Origin of the sequence: Prevotella koreensis, assembly GCF_003977605.1 — a bacterium.
GTDB lineage: Bacteria > Bacteroidota > Bacteroidia > Bacteroidales > Bacteroidaceae > Prevotella > Prevotella koreensis.
In genome coordinates this window covers 148604-168776 of sequence record NZ_RYYU01000001.1, presented here as the reverse complement: position 1 = coordinate 168776, position 20173 = coordinate 148604, and the positions used below count along the sequence as shown (strand labels likewise).

13 protein-coding genes and 1 pseudogene are annotated in these 20173 nt (G+C 39.9%); 12 read left to right on the top strand and 2 right to left on the bottom strand.

From position 1 onward, the window contains the following. Nucleotides 1–99 precede the first annotated feature (99 nt). Entirely contained in the window at nt 100–3210 is a 3111-nt protein-coding gene (locus tag EHV08_RS00730) for a BspA family leucine-rich repeat surface protein (RefSeq protein WP_126677539.1), read from the bottom strand. Between the two features lie 482 nt (nt 3211–3692). Between EHV08_RS00730 and ppdK the strand changes: the two genes are divergently transcribed. The 5 genes and pseudogenes from ppdK (at nt 3693) to EHV08_RS11760 (ending at nt 9459) form a co-directional block, all read left to right on the top strand. Next, the gene (gene ppdK, locus EHV08_RS00725) at nt 3693–6413 is read left to right on the top strand and encodes a pyruvate, phosphate dikinase (protein ID WP_126677538.1); all 2721 of its coding nucleotides are present in this window, start codon (nt 3693–3695) and stop codon (nt 6411–6413) included. Nucleotides 6414–6616: 203 nt separating this feature from the next. Further along, nucleotides 6617–7392: pseudogene (locus tag EHV08_RS00720) on the top strand (phage integrase SAM-like domain-containing protein); the annotation flags it as partial. 114 nt (nt 7393–7506) lie between these two features. Then, entirely contained in the window at nt 7507–8433 is a 927-nt protein-coding gene (locus EHV08_RS00715) for an IS982 family transposase (protein ID WP_126677537.1), read from the top strand. 23 nt (nt 8434–8456) lie between these two features. Beyond that, a complete protein-coding gene (locus EHV08_RS11765; RefSeq protein WP_262707376.1) occupies nt 8457–9080 on the top strand; it encodes a transposase in 624 nt (207 codons plus the stop codon). Next, nucleotides 9004–9459, top strand: coding sequence for a transposase (locus EHV08_RS11760; protein WP_262707375.1), 456 nt, complete (start codon nt 9004–9006; stop codon nt 9457–9459). Before EHV08_RS11765 ends, EHV08_RS11760 begins: the two co-directional genes overlap by 77 nt. 71 nt (nt 9460–9530) lie before the next feature. On the opposite strand, the gene EHV08_RS00705 is transcribed toward EHV08_RS11760, so the two are convergent. Next, on the bottom strand, nt 9531–10682 hold the full coding sequence (locus EHV08_RS00705) for an IS4 family transposase (RefSeq protein WP_126677536.1): 1152 nt from the start codon (nt 10680–10682) through the stop codon (nt 9531–9533). 263 nt (nt 10683–10945) lie between these two features. Between EHV08_RS00705 and EHV08_RS00700 the strand changes: the two genes are divergently transcribed. The 7 genes from EHV08_RS00700 to EHV08_RS00675 all read left to right on the top strand — a co-directional run bounded on the left by EHV08_RS00700 (nt 10946) and on the right by EHV08_RS00675 (nt 20171). Further along, complete coding sequence (locus EHV08_RS00700; RefSeq protein WP_126677535.1) at nt 10946–13819, top strand: eCIS core domain-containing protein; 2874 nt, start codon at nt 10946–10948, stop codon at nt 13817–13819. A 17-nt stretch (nt 13820–13836) separates the two neighbouring features. Then, entirely contained in the window at nt 13837–14541 is a 705-nt protein-coding gene (locus tag EHV08_RS00695) for a DUF4255 domain-containing protein (RefSeq protein WP_126677534.1), read from the top strand. 77 nt (nt 14542–14618) lie between these two features. Beyond that, nucleotides 14619–16133: a phage tail sheath family protein gene (locus EHV08_RS00690; protein ID WP_126677533.1), complete on the top strand. Its 1515-nt coding sequence runs from the start codon at nt 14619–14621 to the stop codon at nt 16131–16133. 21 nt (nt 16134–16154) lie between these two features. Beyond that, nucleotides 16155–16607, top strand: a complete 453-nt coding sequence (locus EHV08_RS00685) for a phage tail protein (protein ID WP_126677532.1) — start codon at nt 16155–16157, stop codon at nt 16605–16607. A gap of 96 nt (nt 16608–16703) precedes the next feature. Then, on the top strand, nt 16704–19325 hold the full coding sequence (locus tag EHV08_RS00680) for an apolipoprotein A-IV repeat region-like domain-containing protein (RefSeq protein ID WP_126677531.1): 2622 nt from the start codon (nt 16704–16706) through the stop codon (nt 19323–19325). Between the two features lie 5 nt (nt 19326–19330). Beyond that, on the top strand, nt 19331–19486 hold the full coding sequence (locus tag EHV08_RS11375; RefSeq protein ID WP_158676026.1) for a DUF5908 family protein: 156 nt from the start codon (nt 19331–19333) through the stop codon (nt 19484–19486). 22 nt (nt 19487–19508) lie between these two features. Beyond that, a complete protein-coding gene (locus EHV08_RS00675; protein WP_126677530.1) occupies nt 19509–20171 on the top strand; it encodes a CIS tube protein in 663 nt (220 codons plus the stop codon). Nucleotides 20172–20173 lie beyond the last annotated feature (2 nt).

Genomic DNA, 20173 nt, shown 5'->3' with positions numbered 1-20173 from the left:
TATAACTATAAATCGCTCTAATTCGATGGTAAAGCATACCTGTCCCAATTATTTACGTACCATTTGCGTATAAATCAGACAGATTCACGTTAGTTTATATCATTTTTTTATTACTTTGCGTATCATTCCGTTGCTCATCCGCAGGATGTTCAGTCCTCGTTGCGGTTCAGGTATCCGTTGTCCGTGGGCTGTATATATTTCTGTTATCGTAACATTTTCTTCTGTGCCTGTTTCTACTCCACTTGGGGCATTACTTGTGAAATATCCAGTATCTGGATTAGCCATTGTTGCATCTGTCTTATTTTCGTCGTACGGTATAGCACCGACAAGTTTTGTACAACCATTGAACATATTACTTGAAAGTTCACATTTCCATGTATCGTTGCAGTATATTGTAGTTAATGCATTGCATTCGTAAAACATTCCTTCCATATCAGTTACTTCATGAGTATTGAAACTCGATAGGTCGAGTGATGTCAGAGATTTACATTCTGAGAACATGCCGAAAGTATTGGTCACTTTTTCGGTATTTAAGTTTGATAGGTTGAGCGAAATAAGTGAAAGGCATTTGCTGAACATATTTCTCATCTCTGTAACTTTTTGCGTATTAAATTTTGATAGGTCGAGAGATGTAATGGATTTACAGTTTAAGAACATCCCACCCATGTCGATTACATTATCTGTTTTGAAATTTGATAAGTCAAGTGATGTAAGGGATGAACAATCTGAGAACATGGCATCCATATAAATCACTTTATGCGTATTTAATTTTGATATGTCAAGTGATTTTAGAGACCGACAATTGCTGAACATCGAACTCATATCTATAACATTTTCTGTATTGAAATTCGAGATGTTAAGTGAGGTAAGTGACATGCAATTGCAGAATATCGCACTCATATCTATGACTTTTTCTGTATTGAAATTCGAGATGTCGAGTGATGTTAAGAATTTACAATTGTTGAACAAATATCTCATATTGGTTACTTTCTCTGTATTGAATTTTGAAAGGTCTAATGATGTCAAAGATTGGCAATCTATGAACATTCCACATATATTGTTCACTTTCTCTGTGCGGAAAGTTGATAAATCAAGTGATTTCAAGGCACTACAACCGCAAAACATATAACTCATGTCGCTCACATTTGCAGTATTGAAACTTGATAAGTTGATAGAAGTAAGGGATCTGCAATACAAAAACATCTTGTTCATATCAGTAACATTTTCTGTATTGAAATTTGATAGGTCGAGCGAGTTAAGTCTTGAACAATGGTTGAACATCTCGCTCATATCTGTCACTTTCTTAGTGTTGAAATTCGATAGGTCGAGAGAATTAAGTTTCGAGCAATTTGAGAACATATTTCTCATGTTTGTAACATCCTCGGTATTTAGATTTTCCATCCCTACGATCTCTGTCAAGGTTAAACACCATGCAAACCAATAGAATGTACTTGATAGACGAAAATCCTTAAACGATTCATCGAATACGGCTTTATTGATTCGGGAGTTACAATTCTCGCTTGTTCCGGTCCAACCCGGTTTTATATTCGGCTTTTCCGGCATTTCATATATTGTTCCGCTTCGCGATGCCCGCCGGGTGTCGTAGTAGAATGTTAATGTAGAACCATCTTCCACGGCATAGGCCTGTCTTGTTTTTGTGAAATATCCGTTATTCGGATTAGCCATTGTAACATCAATATTACTTGCATTGTATGGTACTGCACCAACAAGTTTGGTGCAACCGCTGAACATCATTTCAGATTTGTTACATATCCATGTGTCATTACAATATATTGTATTTATATTCTTGCAATTTTTGAACATAGAATTCATGTTGGTTGTTTTCCCTGTATTGAATTCCGACAGGTTTATTGATGTCAATGAAGAACAGTCGGAGAACATCTCGCTCATGTCGCTTACATTCTCCGTATTTAGATATTCCATCCCCACAATTTCTTTTAAGGCTGTGCAATATGCAAACCAACTGTATGTACCCGTAAGACATAAAGTCTTGAAAGATTCGTCGAATACGGCTTTGGTAATCACGGTGTTTTTTTTATTTGTTGTTCCTGCCCAAGCTGGTTTCTCATCAGAAGAGGTGGGTATACTATATGTCGTACCTGTTCTAGACGACTGCTTTGTGTCGTAGTAGAATGTTAGTATTGTCCCTTCTTCTACAGCATATGCTTGTTTATAGACCTTCGTGAAATATCCTTTGTCTGGATTAGCCATTGATACATCGGTATAGTTGTCATCAAACGGTACAGTACCAATAAGTTTTGTACAACTACCGAACATCTCTGCCGAGGTTTCGCATATCCAAGTATAATCACAGAATATTGTGGTAAGTTCTTTGCATCTATCAAACATGTATCCCATTTCCCTCGCTTTATTAATATTAAAATTCGATAGATTTAGTGAGGTCAGAGATTTGCAATCATAAAACATGGATTTTGTGTTTGTTACTTTCTCTGTATTGAAATTCGATAGATTTAATGTCGTTAAAGTATTGCACCTATAAAACATACCATCCATTGATGTTACATTCTCTGTGTTGAAATTCGATAGGTTTAGTTCCTTTAAGGAATAGCAGCAGTAGAACATAGCATTCATATTGGTCACTTTTCCTGTATTGAAGTTTGAAAGATTTAGTGCTTTTAAAGCATTGCAACTGTTGAACATTCCATACATAGATGTTACGTTCTCCGTATTGAAACTAGATACATCAAGTGATGTTAGTGCTTCACAACAATAGAACATCTCGCTCATATCTGTAACTTTCTTCGTGTTGAAATTGGAAAGGTCTATTGATGTCAATGAAAAACAGCCGGAGAACATTTTACTCATATCGCTTACATCCTCCGTATTTAGATATTCCATTCCTATAATTTCTTTCAAGGTTGAGCAATATGCAAACCAATCGTATGTACTAGTAAGACGGAATTCTTTGAACGATACATCGAATACTGCTCTTTTAATATCGGTGTTATAACACATACCCGAGCCTGTCCAAACCGGTGCGTCATCAGAAGCAGCGGGCATGTCATATTTGATTCCGTTGCGTGATGTCCGATGTGTGTCATAATAGAAAGTTAAAGTAGAATCGTTTTTTACGGCATATGCTTCTTTGGTTTGTGCCTGTGAATGCAGTGCACCACACATAATTGCTGTGATGATAATAAGGAATGTTGTTATATTTGTTTTCTTCATAATCGAATAAATCCTGTTGAACAAAAGTTATAAATAGGTAATATTCCGTTAAAACGAAGACTGTGCCATAAAATATATCTTGTTATATACCATGACATTCGTCGGCCATATCGTTTCTTTTATTGATTATTATTGGCAAAGGTAAAAAAGTTTTTTGTAATAACAAATATTTTCTCGTACAAATTCAATTATGGGAAACATAATTATTTATATCCACTGTTTATTCTAATTATTATGTACAAATTTACATCCGTTCTCGTAAAATATTTTGAGCAAGAATTGCCGTTAATCATTCGTAAATACTTTCTTATTTTGGAAGATATATTTGGGATGATTTATTAAAAAAATCGTTATAGTATCTATAAAAAGAGGAAATATAAGGTGTGGTTTGCGATTTTATTGTGTTTTTCTTGCGTGATTTATTTTAAATTATTATTTTTGCAGAAGAAATAATACACCAAAGAAAAATCAAAAGAATATTTATGAGTGAAAAAAGAGTTTACCTGTTCGGCAATGGTAAAGCCGAGGGTAATGCAACGATGAGAGAGAGACTCGGTGGCAAGGGAGCAAATCTTGCAGAAATGAATCTTATTGGAGTGCCGGTTCCTCCAGGTTTTACAATCACGACAGACTGTTGTAACGAATATTATGAGGTAGGTCAGGAGAAAATTATAAGCCTGCTTAATGATGAGGTTATGGCTGCAGTTAAGAACATAGAGACACTGATGAACTCTAAGTTCGGAGACGCACAGAATCCGCTACTTGTCAGTGTTCGTTCTGGTGCACGTGCTTCAATGCCTGGTATGATGGACACCATTCTTAACCTTGGTCTCAATGATGAGGTAGCAGAGGGAATGACAAAGAAAACCGGCAACCCGCACTTCGTTTATGATTCATATCGCCGATTCGTTCAGATGTACGGTGATGTGGTGCTTGAGATGAAGCCGGTAAACAAAGAAGACAGAGATCCGTTTGAGGAAATTATAGAAAAGGTGAAAGAACGCCGTGGCATAACACTTGATAAGGATATGAGCGTAGAGGAACTGAAAGACCTCGTAAGACTGTTCAAGGAGGCTATTAAGGAGCGCACAGGTAAGGATTTCCCAGACGACCCGATAGAGCAATTGTGGGGAGCAGTATGTGCTGTGTTCCGCAGTTGGATGAACGAACGTGCTATTCTTTACCGCAAGATGGAGGGTATTCCTGACGAGTGGGGTACAGCCGTATCGGTTATGGCAATGGTATTCGGAAACATGGGCGAAACTTCAGCAACAGGAGTTTGCTTCAGTCGTGATGCCGGAAATGGCGAGAATCTGTTTAATGGTGAGTATCTTGTTAATGCACAGGGTGAGGACGTTGTTGCCGGTATTCGCACACCGCAGCAGATTACAAAGATTGGTTCGCAACGTTGGGCAGAGCGTGCCGGTGTTTCTGAAGAGGAACGCGTGGCTAACTATCCTTCAATGGAGGAGACAATGCCTGAGATATACAAAGAACTTGATGAGTTGCAGAATAAACTTGAACAACACTATCATGATATGCAGGATATGGAGTTTACAGTACAAGAAGGTAAACTTTGGTTCCTACAGACACGTAATGGTAAGCGCACAGGTACTGCAATGGTGAAAATCGCTATCGACCTTCTGCATGAAGGTATGATTGATGAGAAGACCGCCATTATGCGTTGTGAGCCACAGAAACTCGATGAACTGCTCCACCCGGTATTTGATAAGAAGGCTCTTATGAATGCCAAGGTGATCACACAGGGACTTCCTGCTTCTCCTGGTGCTGCTTGCGGACAGATTGTTTTCCATGCTGACGACGCAAAGGCTTGGCATGAGGATGGTCGCAAAGTTGTGATGGTACGTGTAGAGACATCTCCGGAGGATTTGGCCGGTATGGCTGCTGCCGAAGGTATCCTTACTGCACGTGGTGGTATGACATCACACGCTGCTGTCGTTGCACGTGGTATGGGTAAATGCTGCGTTTCTGGTGCAGGTGGTATAAATGTTGACTACAAGTCAAAGACTGTTGAAATTGATGGTGTCGTTTATAAAGAGGGTGAATATATTTCGCTGAATGGTTCTACCGGTCAGGTTTATGCAGGCGAGGTTCCGACAAAGGCTGCAGAACTTTCAGGCGACTTCAAAGAACTGATGGATCTTTGTAACAAATATACAAAGTTGCTGGTTCGTACAAATGCAGATACTCCGCATGATGCACGAGTGGCACGTGAGTTCGGCGCACAGGGTATCGGTCTTACACGTACTGAGCACATGTTCTTTGAAGATAAGAAGATTATCGCAATGCGCGAGATGATTCTTTCTGAAAACGTGGAAGGTCGCGAGAAGGCTTTGGCTAAGTTATTGCCATATCAAAAGGCAGATTTCAAGGGCATTCTTGAGGCAATGGACGGTCTGCCTGTTAATATACGTCTTCTTGACCCACCACTCCATGAATTCGTTCCGCATGATAATGCAGGTCAGGAGATTATGGCGAAAGAAATGGGTGTTGACATTACCACTATCAAGCATCGTGTAGACTCTTTGGCAGAGAACAACCCAATGCTCGGTCACCGTGGATGTCGTTTGGGGATTACTTTCCCTGAAATCACAGCAATGCAGACACGTGCAATCCTTGGTGCTGCATGCGAGTTGAAGAAGGAAGGCAAGAATCCTATGCCGGAAATAATGGTTCCCCTGATTGGTACTTATCACGAGTTGAAACAACAGAAAGATATTATATATGCAACAGCTAAGCAAGTGTTCGCAGAATATGGTATTGAGGTTGAATATGAGGTTGGTACAATGATTGAGATACCGCGTGCAGCATTGACAGCCGACCTGATTGCAAAAGAGGCACAGTATTTCTCATTCGGTACAAACGACCTGACTCAGATGACCTTCGGTTACAGCCGTGATGACATTGCTTCTTTCTTGCCAGTATATCTTGACAAGAAAATTTTGAAGGTTGACCCGTTCCAAGTTCTCGACCAAGAGGGTGTGGGCAGACTGATAAAATATGCTGTTAAGGAAGGACGTGATGCTCGTCCGGGACTCCGTTGCGGTATTTGTGGCGAGCACGGCGGTGAGCCAAGTTCAGTTAAGTTCTGTGCAAAGATAGGTATGGATTATGCTTCATGCTCTCCATTCCGAGTTCCAATAGCACGTTTGGCAGCAGCACAGGCAGCAATAGAGGAATAATACTCAAAGTAAATAAATACTAATATCAGGTTGTAAATCACTGCAATAGCAGTATTTACAGCCTGATTTGCGCTTGGGCGGTTCGTGTATTTGACCGCAAAAAATGAGCCAAATGAACGTATTTGCTTACTCTCTGCTTACACCAAAAGGTACCTTTGCTTACACCTGCTTACACCAAGTTTTAACTCATTAAATAATTGTATATGATTACATTAAAAGCAGTGGTGCGAAAACCATGTACAGACGGCTTCTTTTCCGTGTACATTCGCATTGTTCACAACAGAAAGCCGGGCTACATCAAGACGAATAAAATCATTGATGCGGCACACATTGATAGTAAAGGTGAATTGACCGACCCGATGGTCAACGAGTATTGTTCGATGCTCATTCGCCAGTACACTGACCGGCTGAATAGAACTGACGTTTCTCTTTGGGATGTCAAGGATGTCTTGGATTATTTGCAGAAGACAGATGAAGAAGTTTGTTTTAGCGAGTATGCAAAATCGTTCATTGATAAAATGGAAAAGGAAAGTCGCCATAGAACCGCCAAAAACTACAAGCTCGCAGTATCACATCTTGAACGCTACATAGGAACGAATCGACTTATGTTTAGCCTTTTGACTTCTACCATTCTTAAAAAGAGGATTGAAAGTTTGTCTCAAACAAGCCGAGCAAAAGAAATGTACCCTACGAACATCCGTCAAATCTTCAAAGCTGCTATTGCAGATTTGAATGACGAAGAAAGAGGTGTAACCCGAATTAAGTTTAACCCTTGGCTCAAAAATATCTATCCCAAAATCGGATAATTCCGTTCAGAAAGCTATTAGTGCCGAAGCGTGCCGTGAGTTCTTTAATAGACCTCTTCCCAAAACTAAAATATTAGATGATTTCTTCCTTGCCAGAGCTTAGTAGAGACGTAGCTCTTCTATCGCTCTGTATCGGAGGTATCAACTCTGTTGATATGTACGAGCTAAAAAAAAGACTATAAAAATACGCGAGTTCGGGTTAAGAAAGTCTCTATAAAAGTTGGTAATCTCGTTAGTTTTTTGTAACTTTATGGTTGTAAATCAATAACTTACAAAACAACCAAGCGATGATTACCAAAGACAAAGTTATAGAAATTTTCTGTATTATTGATGAGTTTGACAAGAATTTGAATGTTGAACTGAGTAAAAACCTATGTTTACCTTCCTATAATAGCAATGGAAAACGTTTTAGGAATCGTAAGGGAAGGCTTTCTGAAAGTGAAATTATGACCATCCTTGTATGCTATCATTTCGGTACATATCGTAATTTCAAGGAGTATTACCGGAACTGTATCCGTGGGTGGCTCAGGCATGAATTCCCTGCAGCCGTCTCCTATAATCGTTTTGTAGAACTCATGCCCCGTGTGTTCTTTAAGATGATGTTGTTCATGAAACTCCATGCCTTCGGCAAATGTACAGGTATAACGTTCGTTGACAGTACGATGATTCCTGTATGTCACAATGTAAGACGGTACTTTAACAAGGTCTTTGCAGGGTTCGCCAAGAACGGAAAGGGTACCATGGGTTGGTGCCCTGGATTCAAACTGCATCTGCTTTGCAATGATTCCGGTGAAGTGATAACATTCTGTCTTACAGGAGCAAACGTAGATGACAGGGATAGTAGAGTGTGGACGGTATTTGCAAAGGTTCTCTACGGAAAGGTTTTTGCTGACAGAGGCTACATCAAGCAGGAACTCTTCGAGAATCTGTTCAGTCAAGGTATTCAACTTGTGCATGGACTTAAAGCAAGAATGAAGAATAAACTTATGCCTATATGGGACAAGATTATGCTGAGAAAAAGATATATCATCGAATGCATTAATGAACTTCTAAAGAACAAAGCAAACCTTGTACATTCACGACACCGTTCCATACATAACTTTATCATGAATCTATGTTCTGCACTTACGGCATATTGTTTTTTTGAGAATAAGCCGGAGGCACTGCCTGTATATGTGGAAAAATCAAGGCAGTTGGAACTCTTTTCATGCTAAAATTATCCCGAACTCGCGTATGCATGTGCCTCGAAGCACATAAACCGATTCTCTATCACATTGGTTTTCGAAATACCGTCAACCAGTCGTCACTCTCCCGTGCCAACGAGAAGCGGGACTATCGCATATACGAGGAATTGGGAACATATCTCATCAGCGTTGTAAGGCCGTTGTATGCAAAGACTTCTATTCCAGAGATAACCGTCGACAATGTCCTCTATGCACTTGATTCCACAACCATCTCCACCAGTATAAAACTGGCTACATGGGCCTTGGGGAAATACAGCCGGGGTGCTGTGAAGATACATACGCTGCTGGATCTGCGAGGCAGCATTCCTGCCAACATTCATATAACCAATGGCAGATGGCATGACAGCAACGAACTGGATGTCCTCGAACCTGAGCCTTTCGCCTTCTATATGATGGACAAGGCTTATGTCGACTTCGACGCACTGTTCCGTTTCCACTTGGCAGGTGCTTACTGGGTAAGCCGTCCGAAGGAGAACATGAAATATGAAGTCTTAGGACACAGGAAACTGAGCGCTTCCGATGTGGAAGGTGGTATCATAGGTGATTTTCACCATTCGCCTGACCACCAAGACGGTTGCCCTCTATCCAGAGCCGATACGCGCAGTCTGCATCTATGATGAAGAAGCCGAAGAAGAAATCGTATTCATTACGAACAACTTCGAAATCAGCGCATTGGAAGTGGCTTGCCTGTACAGACACAGATGGGATATTGAAGTTTTCTTCAAATGGGTCAAGCAGAACATTGTAGTGAAGACCCTGTGGGGATACTCCGAGAATGCCGTGCGCACCCATTTGTGGATAGCAATCATCGCTTATCTGATTATAGCCAGAATCAAGGCGGACTACAAAAGTCCATATTCCATCACCGAGGTGGCCACGCTGATAAGAATATCAGCCTTGGAGAAGACTTCACTCAGAGAAATCATCACCAAGCCATGCGAATCTGTCAGTCTCAATCAATATGTCAAAGAACTCACTCTTTTTGATAATGTATAACTTAACGCGATTTTATCGCATCAGTAATAATTTGACATATTTTGTTCCAACGTTAAACAGCACATACCCCCCTATGTTTCAAATTCGTTCTCTGGCGGTGGCGTGAATGGCTTGTTAATCCATTGATACAGGTCGATTTTCGTAAATGTGTTGAGCCTTAGCGATGAAACAAGATTCGAGAAGTGCCATTTGTATGTTGCCTGCTGTTTGAGCACGGCAAAGAGCAATATGGTGATGAGTGCCGTCCACATCTGTATCTCTACGGCATTTGATGATGTTCCGACAAAACTCTTTATATGAAAGTTCTGCTTTAGGTTTCGGAAGAAGACCTCAATATCCCATCTTGCCTTGTACAATCCGGCAATTGTTCCTGCGGAAAGTTTCATATTGTTGGTGAGTAGTTCTATTGTAAATCCGTGTTCTGCATTGTACACGGCAATTCTCCGTATGGGCTTGGGGTATTGTTCGACTGTTTCGTTTCCTTTGAGTATCACTATCTCATCAATGAGTACTTCCTGGTAAGCGTTGTCAGGCAATTCACGCTCTTCAATTCGCTTATATAGCAGGTTGTCCCTGACTCTGACTACAAAGAACACCTTTATGCTGTCCCAAATGTTCAGAAGGCGCGTGTCAAAGTATCCTCGGTCGCTCACAACGATACTTCCGGGCTTTACCTCTACATGCCTTGCGGCAGTATTATCTGCCACCTTTCCATCCGTAATATGCACATATTCAGGAAGCAGCGTCATGAAATTCAGTAACGTGTGCAGTTTCACGGCTCCCTTTGAATGGGTGTAGTGCGCCCAATCGTACACCTCGGCACAAAGGGTGATGATTGTGGAATCAAGGGCATAGACGGCATTCTTGAAACGGAACTTACGTCCCGAAAATCGAACCTGCTGTCCGAAATGATTCAGCAACTTGTAATAACATTCGCGAAAGAATGCGCAGGAGCGTTTCTCATTCTGATAAGCGATGTTTGACTTCGAGGGAGCGCGGAGAATACCCAAATGATTCAGGTTGCCATTGGCAGAGTATAGACCGTTACTTATTTCACGCAGGGATACGCAGTCGGCGAACTGACAGAATATCATGCTCACAAGGTGACTCCATGTGTTAAAACCCTTGGAATATTTGTCCGTTCCATGCTTTTTAATCAGAGATTTGATTAAATCTTTCGGTAATTTTTGGATTACTTGAGCGAAAAGTGTTATCTTTGCAATGAAGGAAGTTTTGGTTTTGAACGAACACTAAGATAATACTTTTTTGAATTAGTGAAAACAACTTCCTTCACTTTTTTGAAAATTATTTAGGACACTATTGGAAAAAAAGATATTTTTATAGAAAAATGCTTGCTTTATTAAATTTTTATTTGTATATTTGCCGGCAACTAAGTTAATAAGGTGTCATTGCAAATGCTAGACAAGAGCGAAGAATTACCTTCAGACTAAGAGAAAATAATACTAACCGAAAAATTTAGCATACTGTGGGCACAGCCTTTTCGACTATTAGAGCACAAAAGAAGTATAACAAGAAAAATGATGAAACAAGGAAGAGTGATAGTAACATTCACATTCCGACATTCTCATCACGCCAAGTAATTGTTCAACCTAAACTCGACTGCACCGAAGCGGGTGATATGTATGAACGAGAAGCTGACCTTATGGCTGATTATGTGACGAATCTGTCTTTTGCTGCAGGTGCAGATGGTGGAAAATCTCGTCCCTCCCGTGTTTTTTCACTTGGTCATTTTATTTCTCGTCGTGCCAGCAATCCTTCCGGTATTCAGATAGATGAAGAAATGGAATCTAAAATCAAGAGTTCACATTGTGGAGAACCTCTGCCTAATGTTCTTCGCTCTCGTATGGAGAGCAGTTTTGGTGCTGATTTCTCAGGTGTCCGTATTCATACTGACAACAAAGCTGCCGAGATGAACACCAACCTCCATTCCAAAGCTTTTACATATGGTCAAGACATTTTCTTAGGGCGTGGCGAGTTTTCTCCTGGCACGAAAATGGGACAACATCTCATTGCTCATGAGTTGACTCATACACTTCAACAAAGTGATATGATTGGCCGTAAGCCCAAGAATGAGTTTGATTTTACTGAGGAGATGGATGATTCCAAAAGTGATTTCACATCGTACAATCTCTCGGGTTTTCAAGATAGTGACTTCAAACCCTCAGAAGAGTCCTTTTTTGATGATAAAAGTACCCTAACTTCGAAGATTCGCAATAGGCACGTCAAGAAAAACATAAGTTATCTTTATCAGCGACTTTCTAATTTATATAACTATCATAATGCTCAAACTAATTTTGTCGAGAGGTTACATAAGAAACATAAAGGTATAGCTAAAAAAGTATTTCCTGTGATATTACCTTTTGAGCCATATCCATCAATCCTTCTGTTCTATGATGATTTTAATTTGACGACTATAAAAAAAGAAATACAGAAATTGCAAGATAGGACTCAGAAGTTACACAACCGGAATACAGAAGATAAAGAAAAGAATTTAGACAAGACAGCCTTTGATGAAAAAATACAAAATTTAGACACATCTTTAGATTATCTTCACGCCATCTTTGAAAAAAGACAGAAAGAGTTATGTGATATCGATGAAGGTTACAATCGTTTTTCTTATGAATTTGAGCAATATCTAATGAATCAGACTCTTGATTTGGCCAACTATTGCTCCAATGTCAGAATACCTCTTTGGCAATTAAAATTAGGTCTTGATAAGGTCTTACAAGAAATACAAAATCATAATGAAGAATCCCTTTTTTATGACCTATGGGTTAGTGACGACCATTTTGATTTCATGATAAATACCTATACAATGCTATCAGAGTCTATGTACACTTGTATAAAATATTGTGAATCTTTAGGAACTCTTCTCTTATACTATGCGACCAGTGACTATTATAAAAATCATTCATTAAAAGATTTTCTTAATGAAAAAGAAAAGTTAGTATCTATTATTAAGAATTACCAATCTTCATTTACTAACTATATAAACAATCTGGTAGAATTTGATAAGAACACTAAGCAGAAGGCTTTTTGGACTCAGGTTGGGATTGATATTGCTGCTTCCATTGCATTATGTTTAATTCCAGGGCTTGGTGCCGCTGCAATTGTTGGTAATACGGCTAAAGCGTTAGGTCTAGGAGCTCGTGTGTTGATTGGCGTAGGCACTGGAGCTGCCGGAGGAACTTTAGCCTCCGCTGGTGTGCAGTTAATTGATATTGGGCTTACAGAAAAAAAGTTGGAAGACTTTAGTGGATTTGATGTCTCGTATGGCGCATTGTCTGGAGGTGTTGCTGGAGGTGTGCTAGGGGGCACTGGAAATTTTATTCCATTAATAGCCAATTCCCTGCTAAAACCAGGAGCCAATGCCGTTATCAAATCTCTGGGTGTGGGATTTGCTAACACCGGCGCGTCTGTCATTGCCGACTTTGCAGGAGCAGGAGCAAGCAGTTTAATAAGTGGAAAAGACATGAATTTCAATTGGACAGAAGAATTTATTGTAAACGCTATCTTCTCGGCCTTTCATGCAAGGAGTGTTTATAAGAATTACAAGAAAGACGAATTTAGATTCGATAAAGATATGCACACCAATTATGAGGAGCTTATTAATCCTACGGATAGAGATGAGTTCCGTAATCAATTATCCGATTTATATGTAAAAAAAGCCTCAGATACCTATAACGTGAACAGGTCTGCTTTACAAGAAATTGCCCATGCCTTTAAAAATCCTCCATTTGACAAAAATAACATAAAGGGAAAAATTACGGGTTTCTTTAATAATCTAAAACAGATAAAATCAGACAGAGACTTGTCATTAAAAATAATTAATGCATCATTTGATAGTGACATTAATAATATACTTACGCCAAAGAAAGAAATCTTGTATATTATGCAGATTCAAGAAGGTAAGTCTTGGAAAACGGCTTTAAAAAATGCCTACTCAGAAAAAAATCTTGTGGATGACCACATAAAAGAGTTTGAAAATTTGTTTAATAAAATAACATATGGAATAACAGACAATCTCGGTAAACCCAATGATAATATTTATACTATTACATCCAATGTGATACCTAATATTACCCAAACTTCCCCGAAAGAATCGTATAAGCAGCAAGTTTCTGACCAGGAATTTAATCTCGACAATAGTATAGGAGCCGCTAGCAATGATACCGAAGCTGTAAAGGCATTATTGGAGTTATTTGCCTTAGACGAGGTGCCGGAAAACACAGAAGAGTTAAAGCTGATAAATGAACAGATTAACTCTTTAAACGACCCCACCTTAAATACCCTCATCATATTGAGCAAAAACTATGATAAAGTCATAGATGAATCCTAAATATTATAAACAACGATATGGCACTTTACACAGCACTTAGCTTTATAAGAGACAAGGTAGAGGTCTTTCTCAACGGCCTCAATGTCAGCACTCATCTGGATGCTATTACCAAGGATGACACAAAAGATGAAGGAGTTTATGTAACGTTGCTCTATTTCGAGGAAGAAAAGACGCTAAAGAACAACCGTCATTTTATTCCCCAATATGATGACAAAGCCCAACTGGAAGGTTACCAGAAGGTTAATCCGACAATCTTCTTGAACCTCTATGTGATGATTGCTTCAAACCATTCTGCTTACGACGAGGCCCTGAAACAGATTTCACGTGTCATCGAAGAGTTCCAGAAGAAAAATGTGTTTGAAAAAAAAGAAAACAACAAGGGCGATATCGATGGGAATAAATATCCTAATCTCGATAAGCTTATTTTTGAGATGGAAACGTTGTCCTTTGATCAGAACAACTCTTTGTGGCAGACCATTGGAAGCAAACTCTATCCATATGTTATATATAAGGTTAAGGTGATTGCTTTCGCTCAGTCAACAGGTGATAGTGTTCCCAAGATCAGCGAAGAACATCTCGTTTTTGAAGTTGAAGCCCATCCGAATACAAAGAAAGAGAATAAACAAAAAGAAAAACCTAATCATGAGCATCATCTGTACATGCAAAATGATGACTACATATTTGCAGATGAAAAGGTTGTAAAAAAGGAAACCGGCGGTTAGATTCATTTCCCCTGATTACTATAAAAGCAGAAATCATATTTGAGTTTTAATATTATCATTAACTAAAATTTTTTATTATGGCAACATCGTACAAAACCCCTGGAGTTTACGTGGAAGAAATCCCCAAACTCCCCCAATCAGTCGCAGATGTCCCTACTGCCATCCCTGGATTCGTTGGATATACGGAATCAGGCTCAGAAGGAATCGTGCCTGTTAAAATTACTTCCATTATAGAATATGAGAATAATTTTGGCAAGGGACCTGGTGCGAACAAATCAAAAAAGTTTGTCACTTATGACAGTCTACGTCTTTTCTTTGACAACGGCGGTGGCACCTGCTATGTGGTTTCCGTTGGTGGGTATGATAAAACCCCATCAGCAGATGATCTGAAGAGTGGTTTTACAGCTCTAAAAGACATTGATGAGGTAACTCTGCTTGTAACACCCGATGCTGCATCATTGCTTGATGCCGAACAATTAGCTTCTGTTCAGCAGGCAATGCTGCTGCAATGTAAGGAACTGGGTGACCGTTTTGCTATTCTCGATGTAAAAGATGTCAATACGAAAAGTATTGATGAGTGTGTTGATGATTTCCGTTCAAAAATCGGAACCGTTGGCTTGAATTATGGCGCGACTTACTATCCATTCATCTATACATCTTATAATTATTCAGGCTTTGACTTCTCAACAATTGTTGGAGAGGTGATGTCTAAATATCCTATTGCCGATAAGAAAACGAAAACTAATAATGTGGAAACAGATGCTCCTTCAAATAATAATGGTTTGAAAGAAGCAATTAAAGGATGGTTTAAGGACGACCGCCAGTCTATTCTTTGCTTCTTGCGTGCATGGCAAAGCCAAAATAAGAATGTTAAGATAGAAGAATATTGCGATAACGTCGTGGATAAGGAAAAGAAAGTTGATGATGAGAGTGCTGAGAAAGCACTTCAGAATGCCATCAAGTCATTTATTCCAGGTTATGCAGAGAAAGAAGAGGCAATGGCAGTTCAAAAGTCCATTGTCCCCCCAAGTGGTGCTATTGCAGGCATATATGCTCAGACTGACAACTATACTGGTTTGTGGAAAGCTCCTGCCAATGTTAGCATTGCTTCTGTTAAGGGTCTTAGCAGAAACATTAACAACAACACACAGGATAACATGAATGTTCATCCTACAGGAAAATCTGTGAATGCCATTCGTGCTTTCAGCGGAAAGGGAGTTTTAGTATGGGGTGCCCGTACACTTGCCGGTAACGATAACGAGTGGCGCTACATTCCTGTACGCCGTCTCTTCAATTACGTGGAAGAGAGTGTACAGAAGTCAACAGACTGGGCCATCTTTGCTCCTAACAATCAGAACACATGGACCAAAGTCAAGAGTCAGATTGAAAACTTCCTCACAAACCTCTGGAGAGCGGGGGGACTCGCAGGAGCTACTCCTAATCAGGCTTTCTATGTTAATGTCGGCTTGAATTCAACGATGGATGTGAATGACGTGAATGAGGGCCGGATGATTGTTGAGATCGGAATGGCTGCTGTTCGTCCTGCAGAGTTCATCATACTCCGTTTCTCTCATAAACTTCAAGAGTCATAACAATTAAATTTATCATAAACCATGGAAGAAAATAGTTATCCATTACCATCATTCCATTTCGAGGTTAAATGGAGTAATGAAGACAAAGAGTCTGTCGCATTCTCTGAGGTGTCTGGCCTTTCTGCAGAACAGAATGTCATTGAGTACCGTGCAGGCAACAGCAAGGAGTATGCTCTTATTAAGATGCCAGGCTTGAAGAAGTATGGCAATATAACCCTGAAGCGTGGTGCCCTGCCAAAGGACAATGCACTCTTTGAGTGGTTCAACAAGGCTCAGCTTAACACCACAGAACGCCGCAATGTGGTAATAAGCCTGCTTGATGAGAAACACGAACCTGTCATCACATGGAAACTGCAGAATGCATTCCCGGTTAAGATTGACAATGCGAACTACAATTCTACAGCTAATGAGGTGCTACTAGAGTCCATTGAGTTGGCAGTAGAAAGCGTTTCAGTAGAACGTCCGAAGAAGTAGTATTTATTATGATATGGAGTCAGGGGATTTTGTGCTTTGAAGTACCGGTTCCTTGCTCCATTCATCATTGAATGAATTTTATATCTGTGTCTCAGCGTGGAAAATAAGAAGAAAGAAGACCAACAATACAGTTTGATACCCGCCTATAATTTCAAGGTAGGTTTCGATGGCGCATCAAAAGATGAAGAACTGTCTTTTTCTGAAGCATCCGGTATTCGTTCAGAGATCCAATATGAAGAAATTTGGGAGGGAGGCGTGAATAACACCTCTTACAAACTACCTAAAGCTGTCAAATTTCCTCATCTTGTATTGAAGAAGGGTTCTGTTCCTCAGACTGATTCTTTTGTGCAATGGTGCGAGAAGGCTATCTACAGCTTGGTGTTCGAACCTCACACGGTGCAGGTTGTATTAAATGAGGGAGACAAGCCCATCAAGGGATGGCGCTTCCATAATGCATACCCTGTGATCTTTGAGATTTCATCATTGAATGCCACCAAGAGTGAGATTCTGATAGAAACGGTGGAACTGGTGTATAGCTCAATGTCTTCTATTTTGTCTGATGAAGCCCAAAAACTGAAAGACATACAGGATAAGACGGCAAAGAAAGCTGAAAATGCAGCAGACAAGGCCGGTAAGGCTGCTGAAACAGCCAAATATGCTGAGAAGATAAAAGAAGATGCGAAGAAGAAACTGACGGCTGAGGCAAGTAAAGTTGCCAAGCTTGCTGATGATGTGACGAAAAAGACTGACAGCGTTGTTTCGGCCCTTGAAAAGCAGAAAGACTCCATTCTTAGCCCAATCACTCAGTTGGCCGATGACATGACTGATACTATTAATAAAGCCGTCAAGGAAGTTGACAAGGTCATGTCAGAGATTAACAAGGCTGCAAAAGAAGGAGAAAAACTCTTCAAGGAGGCCCAGAAAAAGGCTAATGATTTTAAGGAGAAGGTCGAAGATGTCAAGAAAGAAGTTGAAGAAAAAATAGACGAAGTCAAAGAGAAAGTCGAAGAAGTCAAGACCCAGATTAACGAGATAAAGGACGAAGTTAAGGAAAAAGTCGAACAAGCCATTAATGAAATCAATGAGGTCAAGGACAACGTGGAACAGAACGTTAAAAAGATTGTTGATGAGGCCAAGGAAAGCATTAATGAGGCCAAGACTAAGATCAACTATGTAAAGAATGAGGTTGTGGACAAGTTTAATGAAATCAAGGATGAAGTCACAGATATTATTGAAGAAGGCAAGGACAAGTTTAATGAGTTCAAGAAAGAAGCTACAGACAAGATCAATGCCGTCAAGAATAAAGCCACAGACATCAAGAATGATTTGGTTGAAAAAGGCCAGCAACTTGTAAAAGATGCTAAGGAAGCCGTCGATAAAGTAATGGCGGAATTCAACGAAGCTATTGGCGAACTAAATAAGGCAGCCAACAATGCAAAGAAAACCGTTAAGAGTACGCTCACAAAAGCACAGAATACAGTTCAGAAGCTTGGCAACGAGTTGAAGACTGGGGCAGACAGTCTCATCAAGGAAGCTGACAATGCTATAAATGGCATTAAGAAAGAGATTGGCAACATCAGTGATGAAATCACCGAAACTGTCGATAACATCAAAGACGATGTTAGCAAGACTGTTAAAGAGACAAAAAACCAGATTAACGAAATGGTTAACGAGGCCAAGACAGAAGTTAATCATATTAAATCGGAATTGACGACAGCAGCTAACGAGATAAAGACAGGGGTTGATTCTGCCATTTCAGATGTGAAATCATTCGCAAGCCAAAGCGTTCAGGAAGTACAGAACCTGGCATCTGGTTTGTCAGAAGAAATCCAGAATGTGCCCAAGAATGTCTCAAAAGCAGCAAATGAGGTTGTTTCGGAGATTACGGATGGTGTCACGAGTCTTTCTGATGGAATAACTAACAGTCTTGATTCCATGCAACATGAATTCAGTCAAAGTCTCAACCAACTGACCGGTTCTGTCGAGGAAACAATCCAGGACTTTGGGAATCAATTGGAAAATGTTGTATCTCAAACGGAAAAATCCATCAGCAATGTAACTGAAAGCGCAGGAAACATAGCTAATGGACTCAAGGCAGAAATTGAGAAGCTCAAAAAACAATCCAATGATTTACCTGAAGACGTCCTGAGCGAAGTCACGAGCGTGATCAATCAGGTCGACGGTGTGGTTAAGGACATCCCTGAGCAGGCATCGAACATCATTAATCAGATGAACCAGACATCACAAGCCATAGTTGCCAATATTGACGCTCAGGCAAAACTCGTCAAAGAGAATGTTGAATCTGCCACTAAGGTCATGCAAACAAAGACAGAAGACATGGTGACAACGATAAACAACACCCTGACAAAGAAATTACCTGAAATAGTTGATAAGCAAGTGGAAGATGCCAAGAAGGCTATCACTGGAGAGACAACCAAAGCTGAACGCAAGTTGGCTGATGTGAAAAAGGCTGTTAAATCGGAGATGAACAATTTATTATCAAGTGCATCCAAAACAGTCAATACTGCCCAGAAAGCGATGAATGCAGCCAATGCTACAGCTAAGGAAGCTATCAACACGGCTCAGAATAATGTAAGCAATGCAGCAAAAGAGCTGGCCAATCAATTAGCTGCTAGTGAAACAGAGTTACAGAACGTGATGATACAGCAAATTGATGCCATCAACAATATACGCGTAAAGTTTAACATTAAAGTATAACGACTATGGCTATAAAGATTAATGAATTAGTCATTCGTGCAACCATAGAAAAGGAACGAAGCAGCAGGCAGGCTGAAAATGAAAACGCCTCGGAAATGGTTCTTACTCCAGAAAAAACCATTGAGTTGCAGAGTTTTAACAAATTAAACCGTGAACGTTAAATCTTTAATATAACTTCTATTTATGGAAGACAAAAATGAGAATGGCGAAATCTTCAGAATGAAATTCAGGAGTAAGGTCGAAAAGGAAAAGGATATATCTGGCAAAGATAACGACCTGAATGAATTTGAGGTGATGATTAACCCGGCGACAATCGACAGAAAATTATCGATTGAGAAAACATCCAACAAATCTGGCAAGTCCAAAGATAAGTCGGATGTGTTCTCAGCCAGTCCTGAAGTTTTTTCTTTCAGTTTCTATTTGGATGGCACCAACGTCGTTCCTAACCAAAAAGGACGTAGCGTCAGTGACATGATAAGTAACTTCCTGAAAATAGTCTATCAAAAAGATGGAAAGCTGGTTCAGGCCTTGATAATTGAATATCTGGGTGATTCGTTTATCGTCTGTACAAACAGCATAGACATCAATTATTCATTGTTTGATCTCAAAGGGAATCCTCTGCGCGCAAAAGTTAGCTGTTCTTTCTCTACAGTAAAAGAAAGTGCACCCCAAAAACCATCAAATAAGTCAAAAACGAAGCAGCAAAAACCGGACCCAGTTCCAGAATGCTGTAATCCCGATAATGCAAGAAGTGCAGAAAAATATTCCTTGAAAGAACAAAACATTACTCCTACGAATGCTAATTTCTCTCATGAAAGCGGTGTTGAAATGTATGTTGAAAATTAATT

Coding starts and splice junctions, on each gene's coding strand:
- EHV08_RS00675 (WP_126677530.1), top strand. CDS start 19,509: ATGGAAGACAAAAATGAGAATGGCGAAATCTTCAGAATGAAATTCAGG.
- EHV08_RS00715 (WP_126677537.1), top strand. CDS start 7,507: ATGATTACCAAAGACAAAGTTATAGAAATTTTCTGTATTATTGATGAG.
- EHV08_RS00730 (WP_126677539.1), bottom strand. CDS start 3,210: ATGAAGAAAACAAATATAACAACATTCCTTATTATCATCACAGCAATT.
- EHV08_RS11765 (WP_262707376.1), top strand. CDS start 8,457: ATGTGCCTCGAAGCACATAAACCGATTCTCTATCACATTGGTTTTCGA.
- ppdK (WP_126677538.1), top strand. CDS start 3,693: ATGAGTGAAAAAAGAGTTTACCTGTTCGGCAATGGTAAAGCCGAGGGT.
- EHV08_RS00690 (WP_126677533.1), top strand. CDS start 14,619: ATGGCAACATCGTACAAAACCCCTGGAGTTTACGTGGAAGAAATCCCC.
- EHV08_RS00685 (WP_126677532.1), top strand. CDS start 16,155: ATGGAAGAAAATAGTTATCCATTACCATCATTCCATTTCGAGGTTAAA.
- EHV08_RS00695 (WP_126677534.1), top strand. CDS start 13,837: ATGGCACTTTACACAGCACTTAGCTTTATAAGAGACAAGGTAGAGGTC.
- EHV08_RS11375 (WP_158676026.1), top strand. CDS start 19,331: ATGGCTATAAAGATTAATGAATTAGTCATTCGTGCAACCATAGAAAAG.